Genomic DNA, 10,256 nt, shown 5'->3' with positions numbered 1-10,256 from the left:
CCGACCACGAAAACGGCTCGACGCAGCCACCCCGCGAGAAGCCCTGCATCAGCTACTCTCAGACCAAGAAAACAGCGGTGTTGCATCGACCAGTTGAATCCACCCCCGGCACACCGGGCGCACTTGTCCGGAGCGGCAACAGTTGTGCTCCGCGCAGGTCTGGGCCTGGACTACCGGGCTGCAAAGGCCTTCTGGGTGGCGGCGTTGGTGAGCTGGGCGAACTCTTCGGCCTGGACGGGGGACATGGACGGTCCGGTGGTCATCGTCGACACGACCAGGTCACCGTCGGCGACGAAACAGATCGAGCCGGCGAACGCGTTATACCCGAAGGTCATTTTTATCTGGCGGCAGGCCAGGGAATCACCCTCGATGGCGGCCTCGCCGCCTACTAATTCGTCGATCTCTATCAGCGTGTCTCGACCGTTTTCCGTCGTTGCCAGGGGTTCGGTGCAGGAGGCTAGCTCTGCGCTCAAGTCCGCTATGACCTGTTCACCGTCTTCGACAATGAACACCCCGGTACTCAGGGTCTGATCGAGTGTCTCCCGCGTGAAGGTGTGTCCGTTGAGGTTGTCGGCTTCGTCAATGGACAAGGCACTCGCGAAGTCCAGTGCACACAGGTCCCCTGTTGACTTGTCGGTGGAGACTTCCGCATCCTCTGAGTCGGTGCTGCTGGACGGCTCCAGGCTCCAGCCACCGGACGGCAGGTCCGCGACGGTGAGGGCGAGGGGCGCGAGATCGTCCGCCTCGGGGCCGGCCTCCGCGGCTGGCGCCTCACTGGTGTCCGGTACCGCGAGGGTTTCGTCAGCCTGAGAACAGCCCGTCACGAGAGAGAGTGTGAGCGCAACCAGAACACAGGCATAGCGTTTCGAAACCAACAGGACCCCCAAGAACAGTGTGAACAGATGGCACCATCTAACCGTGCCGTACTGCGCCGGCCCCGCAGGCGTCGGGAGTCGGCGCGCCGATATCCGAGGTGACAGCCGGTGTCGCAGTACCCGGGATCTCCTCGGAGTCGTTGTCGGCGCTACGCCCTAGGGTGTTCCTGACGGCGCGTCACACCGAGGGCGTCGATTCAGTCCGTCGGATCAGCGAGGGGTAGCTCATGACCGGAACAGACACTGTACAGATGGGCCAGTACCGGCCGGCCTCCCACCTCATCGTGCACCTCAGCGACACTCACTTCCTCGGCACGGGCGCGGACGGATCCGGGCGGTTGCTGTACGACGCCGTCGACACGGACAGCACAGTGCATCGCGCGATGGCGCAGCTGGAAGCCTCCGGCCTGGCCATCGACGCCCTCGTCTTCACCGGAGACATCACCGACCGAGGCGAGGCGGATGCGTACCGCCGGGTGCGCGACATCGTCGAGGCGTCCGCAGAGCGGATGGGCGCTGCACTGGTCTGGGTGATGGGCAACCACGATGAACGGGCGGCGTTCCGCACCGAACTCCTGCGTGTCGAGGCCCACGACGGGCCCGTCGACAGGGTCGTCGACGTCAACGGACTTAGAGTGATCTCCTTGGACACCAGCGTGCCCGGGTACCACCACGGCGAGGTCACCGCCGACCAACTCGCCTGGCTGCGCGACGTGCTCAGCGAACCCGCCGAACACGGTTCCCTGCTCGCCCTGCACCACCCACCGGTACCCACGGCCCTGCCGCTGATGACCATCCTGGAACTGCGCGACCAGACGGCGCTGGCCGAGGTGTTGGTGGGAAGCGATGTACGCGCGATCCTCGGCGGTCACCTGCACCACGCCACCACGGGACTGTTCGCCGGGATCCCGGTGTCCGTCGCCGCGGCCACCTGCTACACGATCGACGCGGCAGCCCCGCCACGCCAGCTCACCGGTGTCGGCGGTGGCCAGTCGATCAACCTTGTGCACGTCTATGCCGACCAGGTGGTGCACTCGAATGTTCCCCTGGGCGCGTTCGACGTGGTCACCCGTTTCGATCCGGCCTACCTCGACCGGATGGAGGCGCTCAGCCCGACAGACCGGCTGGCGGCGTTCTCCCGACACGTCGCACAGCCGGCCGGGTAGCCGAGACCGGGGGAGGATCACCGTGAGTGGGCGCCGTGCGGGAGAGCGGGCGAATGACGGCGATTCCCGCGTCGGTGCCGGCATCCCGCCCGGCGCGCGAGATGCTGGAGGCATGCATCTCGACCCGGCGATCGACGGCTTCGCCCGCTATCTCGCGACCGAACGCGGTTTCTCCGTGAACACGGTGCGCGCGTATTGCGCCGATCTGGCCGGGTTGGCCACCTTCGCCGAAGACCGGGCGGTGGACACCGTCGACGGCCTGACCCTGGAACTCCTGCGCGACTGGCTGTGGACGGGAACGCAGGCCGGACTGGCGCGGGCCACCATCGCCCGGCGCTCCGCCTCGGCGCGCGGGTTCACCGCCTGGCTCACCCGGGACGGCGTGCTGCCCAACGACCCCGCCGTGCGGCTGCGTTCGCCGAAACCTGGCCGCACCCTGCCGCGGGTGATCAATCGCAGCCAGATGCAGGAACTGCTCGACCGCCTCGAGGCCGCCGCGGGCGCCGACGACCCGGGAGCCGTGCGTGACCTGGCCATCATCGAACTGCTCTATGCGTCCGGCCTGCGGGTCTCCGAACTCGTCGGACTCGATGTGGGGGACGTCGACCTGTCCCGCCTGACGGTGCGCGTCACCGGCAAGGGCGACAAGGAACGCGTTGTGCCGTTCGGCGTGCCGGCGCAGAGCGCCATCGTGCGGTACCTGCGGGCGGCACGTCCGGTGCTGGCCGCCGCGGTTCCGGCCGAGACGACGCGGTCAGAGGCGACGGGGGGCACGATGGCCGTTCGGCGGGCCGCCGGGGCCGACCCGTCCGCCCTGTTCCTCGGCAGCCACCGGCAGCGCCTCGGGGTGCGCGCCGTGTACCGCCTGGTCGCGGCCCTGCTTGAGTCGATGCCCGGCACCGGTCCGGCAGGTCCGCACGCCCTGCGCCATACGGCGGCCACGCACCTGCTCGACGGTGGAGCCGACCTGCGCGCGGTGCAGGAGATGCTCGGCCATGCCAGCCTCGGCACGACCCAGATTTACACCCACGTTTCGGCGGAGAGACTGCAGCAGAGCTACCGGCTCGCGCACCCCCGCGCCTGACGCCACTCCGTGAGAGTGCGGGCGTCAGCGGGCCGGGATCGGCACCGGGCCGGTCGGCGGGAGTGGCAGCAGTATCGCGCGCGCCAGCCCGCCGAGAAAGAGCATCGGCGAAATGTACTGACCGTGCCGGCGCACCCCGAAGTGCACACAGCGCGCGGTGCAGTGCGAACCCGTCGCCACGACGCCCACGACCTGCCCGGCCAGCACCCGATCACCCTCGCTCACCGTGGCCGTGACCGGCTCGAAGCTGGACATCAGGCCCTCACCGTTCTGGATTGACAGAACGGGCCGGTCCACGACCGTGCCCGCGAAGGTGACCACCCCGTCGGCGGGGGAGCGAACCGGGTGGCCTTCACCGGCCACGAGGTCGATACCGCGGTGCCCGGCCGCATACCGGCTGGTCGGCGCCTCGAAGGGACGCGCCAGCTCCCGTGGTGGTCCGACGGGCCAGGCCCATCCGGCCGGCGCCGCCTGTCCGGGCAGGGCAGCACCGAGTGTCGCCGACACGGGAACCGCAACTGATGCCGCGGCACTGTGCTCCGCAACGACAGGCACCGGCGCAGAGGCCAACGCCGGCGCCGGCGAGCCGGACAGGCTTGGTGCGCCGGTGAGTAGTGCGGCCGCGATGGCACAGACCGGCAGCGCCGCGAGACGGAACGGAGCCTGCGCCGGGCGCCGGCGAGACCGGAACCTGTGCAGGGGAGAACGGGTGGAGGCGAGGCGTTTGTCGGGGCGTCCTGTCGCTGTCATGGCTCCACCATCGGACGACGGCGAGGTCGGGAGGCGCGCCGCGGGCCCGGCTGTGCCAAACGTGTGAAAGAACCGGCTGTGGAGGAGTGGCTGCGGGGGAGCGCGTTGGTGCGCGGCCGGGGTCGGCCGGGTGCTAGAGTTCTCTGAGCAGCGCTTTGTGCGCTGACTACGCGTGCCCATTCGGCCAACACATCCACTCGGTCCTGACTTTTCACGAAGTCGGGCGGTTGTGCGCCGGGCACCAGGAGTAGTGATCATCCGATCACGACACAAACCGATGGGCGTTTTCTGCTGTGCAGAAACGTCGGATAAGGAGTACGGCTCATGGCCGTCGTAACCATTCGCCAGCTGCTCGACAGCGGCGTGCACTTCGGGCACCAGACCCGCCGTTGGAACCCGAAGATGAAGCGCTTCATCTTCACCGAGCGTTCCGGCATCTACATCATCGACCTGCAGCAGTCGCTCGGGTTCGTTGACAAGGCCTATGACTTCGTCAAGGAGACCGTCGCCCACGGCGGCACCATCCTCTTCGTCGGCACCAAGAAGCAGGCGCAGGAATCGATTTCGGAGCAGGCGACGCGAGTCGGCCAGCCCTACGTCAACCAGCGCTGGCTCGGTGGCCTTCTCACCAACTTCCAGACCGTTTCCAAGCGTCTGGCCCGCATGAAAGAGCTCGAAGAGCTCGACTTCGAGGACACCGCCAAGAGCGGCTTCACGAAGAAGGAAATGCTCATCAAGAAGCGCGAGCTCGTCAAGCTGCACAAGAGCCTCGGCGGAATCCGCAACCTGACCAAGACGCCGTCCGCGCTCTGGGTTGTCGACACCAACAAGGAGCACCTCGCCATCGACGAGGCGCGCAAGCTCGGCATCCCCGTCATCGCGATCCTCGACACCAACTGCGACCCCGACGACGTTCAGTACCCGATCCCGGGTAACGACGACGCCATCCGCTCCGTTGGCCTGCTCACCCGCATCATCGCCGACGCCGCGGCCGAGGGCCTCATCCAGCGTCACCAGAAGCCGGAAGAGGGCGCCGAAGTTGAGCCCCTCGCCGCATGGGAAGCCGAGCTGCTCGCAGCTCCGGCCGAGACCACGCCCGAGCAGTCCTCCGCTGACACCGAGAAGGTCGCCGACGAAACCGTCGCCACCGAGCAGGTTGCAGAAGAGGCACCCGCAGCAGCAGAGCCCGCAGCGGCCGAAGCCGCAACCGAAGAGGTTGCAGCCGACGCTCCCGTAGCCGACACCAAGTAAGGACAACAGGTATGGCAAACTTCAACCTCGAATCCGTCAAGATCCTGCGCGAGCGCCTCGGCACCGGCATGGTCGACACCAAGAACGCACTCGTCGAAGCCGATGGCGACATCGAGCGCGCGGTTGAGATCCTGCGTCTCAAGGGTGCAAAGGGCAACGCAAAGCGCGCCGACCGTTCCACCTCTGAGGGCCTCGTGGCCGCCAAGGTGATCGGAAACACCGCTTACCTGCTCGAGCTCGCCTGCGAGACCGACTTCGTCGCCAAGGGCGAGAAGTTCGGCGCTCTTTCCGAGAAGGTTCTGGACGCGGTTTCCGCTGCCGGCGCCACCAACGTCCCCGAGGCGCTTGCCGCTCCGGCGGATGGCCAGACCGTCGGAGACCTCATCAACGGCGAAGCCGCGATCATCGGTGAGAAGTTCGAACTTCGCCGCGTCGCAGCCGTCACCGGTGACAACTTCGAGATCTACCTGCACAAGACCAGCAAGGACCTGCCCCCGCAGGTCGGTGTTGTTCTCGGCTACACCGGTGAGGATGCCGCAACCGCGCGCAGCATCGCCCAGCACATCTCGTTCGCGAACCCGGAATACCTGGCTCGCGAAGACGTCCCCGCAGAAGCCGTCGAGGCCGAGCGTCGCATCGTCACCGAGATCTCCGAGAACGAGGGCAAGCCGGCCGCCGCGCTGCCCAAGATCGTTGAAGGCCGCGTCAACGCGTACTTCAAGCAGGTCGCACTTCTCGAGCAGGACTATGCCAAGGACAACAAGCTGTCCGTGGCGAAGGTGCTCGCTGACGCGGGTCTGACCGTCACCGGCTTCGCCCGGTTCAAGGTCGGCGCGTAACCAGCTCCGCCGCAACCGGCACAGCAGTAACCAGTAAGGCAGCATGAGACAGAAGGAGATCGGATCGCTTCGGCAATCCGGTCTCCTTCTTCTCTGCCCGGCTCCAGGTGGGCCGCAGCAGGGGTATAGCCCACCGGTGCTCAACCGGTAGTTTTAGAATCACGATCCACAACGGAAGGACGCTCACGGGCATGTCAGATACAGGTACCAAGCGCAGAGTCCTCCTCAAACTGTCGGGCGAAGCATTCGGGGCCGGAAGCCTCGGTGTCAACCCCGACGTCATCAGCAGCCTGGCCCGGGAAATCGCCGAGGCCGCCAAGAGCGTCGAGATCGCGATCGTCGTCGGCGGCGGCAACTTCTTCCGCGGCGCCGAACTCTCCCAGCGCGGCATGGACCGAGGCCGCGCCGACTACATGGGCATGCTGGGCACCGTCATGAACGCCCTCGCCCTGCAGGACTTCCTGGAACAGGCCGGAGCGGAGACCCGCGTGCAATCCGCCATCGCCATGACCCAGGTCGCCGAGCCGTACATCCCGCGACGCGCCGAGCGTCACTTGGAAAAGGGCCGCGTCGTCATCTTCGGCGCCGGCGCCGGACTGCCCTACTTCTCCACGGACACCGTGGCCGCGCAGCGTGCCCTTGAAATCGGTGCCGAGGTCGTCCTGGTCGCCAAGAACGGCGTCGACGGTGTCTACTCAGACGACCCGCGCACCAACCCCGACGCACACAAGATCCACAGCATCACCTACCAGGATGCGCTCCAGCGCGGCCTCAAGGTCGTCGACTCGACGGCCTTCAGCCTGTGCATGGACAACAGCATGCCCATGCGGGTGTTCGGGATGGCTCCGCACGGCAACGTGACGGCCGCCATTCTCGGCGCCGAACTGGGAACCCTCGTCTCCAACTAGGATTATTGAAGCCACCGAAGAAGGAGTCACCGTGATTACGGATGTCCTGACCGACACCACCCAGCGCATGGATAAGGCCGTCGAGGCCGCGAAGGAAGACTTCGCCACCGTGCGTACGGGGCGAGCAAACCCGCAGATGTTCCAGAAGATCCTGGTCGACTACTACGGCACCCCGACGCCCCTGGGGCAGCTTGCCTCGCTGCAGAACCAGGAAGCTCGCACGCTCCTGATCACCCCGTACGACAAGAGCGCCCTGCGCGACATCGAGAACGCCATTCGGGACACCCCGAACCTCGGCGCCAACCTCGGCAACGACGGTATCGTCATCCGGGCTTCGCTGCCCGAACTGACGAACGACCGCCGCAAGGAGTACGTCAAAATCGTCAAGACCAAGGGTGAGGATGCCAAGGTCTCCGTTCGCAACCTGCGCCGCAAGGCCAAGGACGAACTCGACGCGCTCAAGAGCGAGGTCGGCGACGATGACGTGGCCCGCGGAGAGAAGGAGCTCGAGCAGATCACGAAGACTCACATCGACGCGATCGACGACGCCCTCAAGCGCAAGGAAGCCGAGCTCCTCGCTATCTAGCGGAGGCTAAGCGAATGACGGATCAGCCAGGGCCCACCCAGCCACCCCAGCGGGGTCGCGGCACCGGCCGCGCCGAGTTTCGGGCACAGGTGCAGTCCACCAAGGCCGACATCGAACGCCAGGTGCAGGCCACCAAGGCGCAGCTGGATGCGACGAACGAACGCATCGAGGCCCGCACAGGGCGCAACCTGATTCTGGCGACCCTGATCGGGCTGGTCCTGGGCGGCGCGATGCTCGTGAGCCTGATCTTCATCAAAGAGCTGTTCATGATCATGGCCTTCGTGGTCGTGGGGTTCACGGCCTTCGAACTGGCCGAGGCTCTGCGCCGGGGCGGCCGGAAGGTGCCCCGGATTCCGGTGCTGGCGTCGGCGGTGGCCGTCGTGCCCGCCGCGTTCTACTGGGGTGCCGGCGGCCAGTGGCTCGCCACTCTGGGCGGCATCCTGCTGATCACCCTGTGGCGGCTGGCCATGCTCGCCTTCCCCAGGCACCGCGCACCCCGCAGCGTGGTGCTCACCGACATCGGCGGCGGCTTCCTGATCCAGGTCTACGTCGTGTTCCTGGCCAGTTTCGCGGTGCTTCTGGTCACCCAGGAGGGCGGCCAGTGGTGGACGCTCGCGTTCCTGCTACTGGTGATCTCCGCTGACACCGCCGCGTACGCCGCAGGCCTCTCCTTCGGCAAACACCGGATGGTGCCGTCGATCAGTCCCAAGAAGACTTGGGAGGGCTTCGCCGGAGCGGCCATCGTGTGTGTGGTCGTCGGCATCCTGCTGGCCATCTTCATGCTCGGCGAGCCGTGGTGGTTCGGTCCGATCTTCGGTGTAGTGATCCTGATCACAGCCACCTTCGGTGACCTGGCGGAATCGCTGATCAAGCGGGACCTCGGCATCAAGGACATGAGCTCCTGGCTGCCGGGCCACGGCGGTTTCCTCGACCGTCTGGACTCCATCCTGCCGTCAGCGGCCGCGGCCTATGCGCTCTACCTCATCTTCGCCTGACCCGGCTGCTTTCGACACTCGGCGTCTGGTGGGGCAGAATGAGGCGGTGAGCACTACGTTTCCGCGAACCAGTAAAAAGATGCTCGGCTACAACCTCAAGCAGGTCGAGGAGTTCCTCGAGTCGACTCGACACGCGTACGACGATGCGGGTGGGACGGACCAGCTCACCGCAGCCGACATCCGTCACACGGCCTTCGCCATGCAGAAGGGCGGCTATTCGCCCAGCCACGTCGACGCCGCCCTGGAGCGTCTCGAGGACGCTTTCGCGCTGCGGGAGCGGGAACGCGCCACCGGCGAATCCGGCTCGCAGGCCTGGCTGGACGAGGCCCGTCAGACCGCGCAGGTGATCATCAACCGCCTCGGCCGACCGGCGGGTCACCGGTTCTCCCGCACCAGTATCTTCAGCACCGGCTACAACAAAGCCGATGTCGACCGCCTCGCCGCGAAGCTCGTCACCTACTTCCAGGACGGCCACCCGGTCACCGTCGACGATGTGCGCACGGCGGTCTTCCGCCCGCAGCGGACCGGCTACAGGGAGGCCCAGGTCGACCTGGTTCTCGACAGTGTCGTGGACGTGATGCTCGCCGTTCGGTGACACATCGCGTGTCGTTACCTGGCCGTTACCCGCGAAGTGGGTTAGGGTCTAATCATCGTGGGTAGACATCTCAACATTTCCGCGCCCGTTTCGGGCGCGATGCCGGTGAGCACACCGGGCACCAAATCGCTTCGTGCACCCTTCGGGAACCTGGCCGTGCAGACGCCCGCCCGGCCGATCCCGCGGAGCATGCACCGCCCGCGCTCACGCAGCCACGTAGCGCTGTCGCTGTTCGCATTCACCGCTGCTGCCGCCTTCGTGCTCGTCACCGTGGTCGACCCGTACTCCGGGGCGACGGCGTCACCGTACTTCCAGGTGCCCGGCGCCGCGTCCGACCGGTACAAGGGCGAGGCCGCTCAGTCCCTGCTCGTGGCCAGCACCGTGGCCAACGCTGTCGTCATCGACAGCTACACCATCAACGAACCCGAGCCGGAACCCGCACCGGCCCCCGTGGCCGCCGCGTCGACGACGTCGCCGGGCCCCGTCAGCGCCGCACCGGCTGCCGTCCCCGACCCGGGCTCCGCCCAGGCATACGCCTACGGCGCCGTCGCGTCCCGCGGCTGGGGCGAAGACCAGTACAGCTGCCTGGTGTCGCTGTGGAACAAGGAGTCCGGCTGGCGCGTCAACGCGATGAACTCCAGCAGCGGCGCTTATGGGATCCCGCAGTCACTGCCCGGTTCGAAGATGGCCTCGGCCGGCTCCGACTGGGAAACCAACGCCGGCACCCAGATCGAATGGGGCCTGGGCTACATCAGCGGCCGCTACGGCACCCCCTGCGGCGCCTGGGGCCACTCCGTCGACGTCGGCTGGTACTAGTCACCCGACCCGACCGGCCCAGCTGGGCCCTTCGAGCCAGGGTTAGACTTGCACCATGCCGCGCAGCAACCGCCCCAAGGGCCGCAGAGCCGGCACCGGCGAAGACGAGACCGACGATCTCTCGCGCATGCTCGCCGGCTGGCGCCGCACCGAGGTGAAGCGCGACGGCGTGTGGCATGTGCAGCCGATCAGCGCCGCCCAGGCGGGGAAGACCTACCTCTGCCCCGGTTGCCTGCTCGACATCAACCCCGGAGTGGCCCACATGGTCACCTGGCGCGGCGACGGTGTGACCGGCGACGCGGCGGACCTCGCCGCCCGGCGCCACTGGCATCTGCACTGCTGGAAGATCAAGTAACCCGAGCGTTTCGCGCAGGCGTTCACCCCCCCCCCC

12 protein-coding genes are annotated in these 10,256 nt (G+C 67.1%); 10 read left to right on the top strand and 2 right to left on the bottom strand.

The window, feature by feature from the left end:
• Positions 1–170: 170 nt before the first annotated feature.
• Entirely contained in the window at positions 171–824 is a 654-nt protein-coding gene (locus E3T22_RS11455) for a hypothetical protein (protein WP_134480154.1), read from the bottom strand.
• A 278-nt stretch (positions 825–1,102) separates the two neighbouring features.
• Here E3T22_RS11455 and E3T22_RS11450 point away from each other — a divergent pair, with 278 nt between their 5' ends.
• Both E3T22_RS11450 and E3T22_RS11445 read left to right on the top strand, forming a co-directional pair.
• The gene (locus E3T22_RS11450) at positions 1,103–2,041 is read left to right on the top strand and encodes a phosphodiesterase (protein ID WP_134480152.1); all 939 of its coding nucleotides are present in this window, start codon (positions 1,103–1,105) and stop codon (positions 2,039–2,041) included.
• Between the two features lie 112 nt (positions 2,042–2,153).
• Positions 2,154–3,125, top strand: coding sequence for a tyrosine recombinase XerC (locus E3T22_RS11445; RefSeq protein ID WP_134480150.1), 972 nt, complete (start codon positions 2,154–2,156; stop codon positions 3,123–3,125).
• Positions 3,126–3,149: 24 nt separating this feature from the next.
• On the opposite strand, the gene E3T22_RS11440 is transcribed toward E3T22_RS11445, so the two are convergent.
• A complete protein-coding gene (locus E3T22_RS11440) occupies positions 3,150–3,875 on the bottom strand; it encodes a M23 family metallopeptidase (protein ID WP_134480148.1) in 726 nt (241 codons plus the stop codon).
• A 324-nt stretch (positions 3,876–4,199) separates the two neighbouring features.
• Between E3T22_RS11440 and rpsB the strand changes: the two genes are divergently transcribed.
• From rpsB to E3T22_RS11400, 8 genes are all read left to right on the top strand, one after another.
• Positions 4,200–5,126 (top strand): 30S ribosomal protein S2, encoded by a 927-nt coding sequence (gene rpsB / locus E3T22_RS11435; RefSeq protein WP_088456460.1) that lies wholly within the window; start codon positions 4,200–4,202, stop codon positions 5,124–5,126.
• Positions 5,127–5,137: 11 nt separating this feature from the next.
• The gene (gene tsf / locus E3T22_RS11430; protein ID WP_088456459.1) at positions 5,138–5,965 is read left to right on the top strand and encodes a translation elongation factor Ts; all 828 of its coding nucleotides are present in this window, start codon (positions 5,138–5,140) and stop codon (positions 5,963–5,965) included.
• A 191-nt stretch (positions 5,966–6,156) separates the two neighbouring features.
• Complete coding sequence (gene pyrH, locus E3T22_RS11425) at positions 6,157–6,873, top strand: UMP kinase (protein ID WP_088456458.1); 717 nt, start codon at positions 6,157–6,159, stop codon at positions 6,871–6,873.
• Between the two features lie 31 nt (positions 6,874–6,904).
• The gene (gene frr, locus E3T22_RS11420) at positions 6,905–7,459 is read left to right on the top strand and encodes a ribosome recycling factor (protein WP_088456457.1); all 555 of its coding nucleotides are present in this window, start codon (positions 6,905–6,907) and stop codon (positions 7,457–7,459) included.
• Positions 7,460–7,473: 14 nt separating this feature from the next.
• Positions 7,474–8,454, top strand: coding sequence for a phosphatidate cytidylyltransferase (locus tag E3T22_RS11415; RefSeq protein ID WP_088456456.1), 981 nt, complete (start codon positions 7,474–7,476; stop codon positions 8,452–8,454).
• Between the two features lie 46 nt (positions 8,455–8,500).
• A complete protein-coding gene (locus E3T22_RS11410; RefSeq protein ID WP_240632194.1) occupies positions 8,501–9,049 on the top strand; it encodes a DivIVA domain-containing protein in 549 nt (182 codons plus the stop codon).
• Between the two features lie 57 nt (positions 9,050–9,106).
• The gene (locus E3T22_RS11405; protein WP_240632193.1) at positions 9,107–9,865 is read left to right on the top strand and encodes a lytic transglycosylase domain-containing protein; all 759 of its coding nucleotides are present in this window, start codon (positions 9,107–9,109) and stop codon (positions 9,863–9,865) included.
• A gap of 55 nt (positions 9,866–9,920) precedes the next feature.
• The gene (locus tag E3T22_RS11400; protein ID WP_088456454.1) at positions 9,921–10,220 is read left to right on the top strand and encodes a hypothetical protein; all 300 of its coding nucleotides are present in this window, start codon (positions 9,921–9,923) and stop codon (positions 10,218–10,220) included.
• Positions 10,221–10,256: the final 36 nt, after the last annotated feature.

It is taken from the genome of Cryobacterium sp. TMB3-10, from assembly GCF_004402305.1.
Classification (GTDB): Bacteria; Actinomycetota; Actinomycetes; order Actinomycetales; family Microbacteriaceae; genus Cryobacterium; species Cryobacterium zongtaii.
The sequence above is the reverse complement of the archived record's forward strand: the minus strand, read 5'-3'. Positions and strand labels throughout refer to the sequence as shown.

Coding starts and splice junctions, on each gene's coding strand:
- pyrH (WP_088456458.1), top strand. CDS start 6,157: ATGTCAGATACAGGTACCAAGCGCAGAGTCCTCCTCAAACTGTCGGGC.
- E3T22_RS11445 (WP_134480150.1), top strand. CDS start 2,154: ATGCATCTCGACCCGGCGATCGACGGCTTCGCCCGCTATCTCGCGACC.
- E3T22_RS11450 (WP_134480152.1), top strand. CDS start 1,103: ATGACCGGAACAGACACTGTACAGATGGGCCAGTACCGGCCGGCCTCC.
- rpsB (WP_088456460.1), top strand. CDS start 4,200: ATGGCCGTCGTAACCATTCGCCAGCTGCTCGACAGCGGCGTGCACTTC.
- E3T22_RS11415 (WP_088456456.1), top strand. CDS start 7,474: ATGACGGATCAGCCAGGGCCCACCCAGCCACCCCAGCGGGGTCGCGGC.
- tsf (WP_088456459.1), top strand. CDS start 5,138: ATGGCAAACTTCAACCTCGAATCCGTCAAGATCCTGCGCGAGCGCCTC.
- E3T22_RS11440 (WP_134480148.1), bottom strand. CDS start 3,875: ATGACAGCGACAGGACGCCCCGACAAACGCCTCGCCTCCACCCGTTCT.
- E3T22_RS11400 (WP_088456454.1), top strand. CDS start 9,921: ATGCCGCGCAGCAACCGCCCCAAGGGCCGCAGAGCCGGCACCGGCGAA.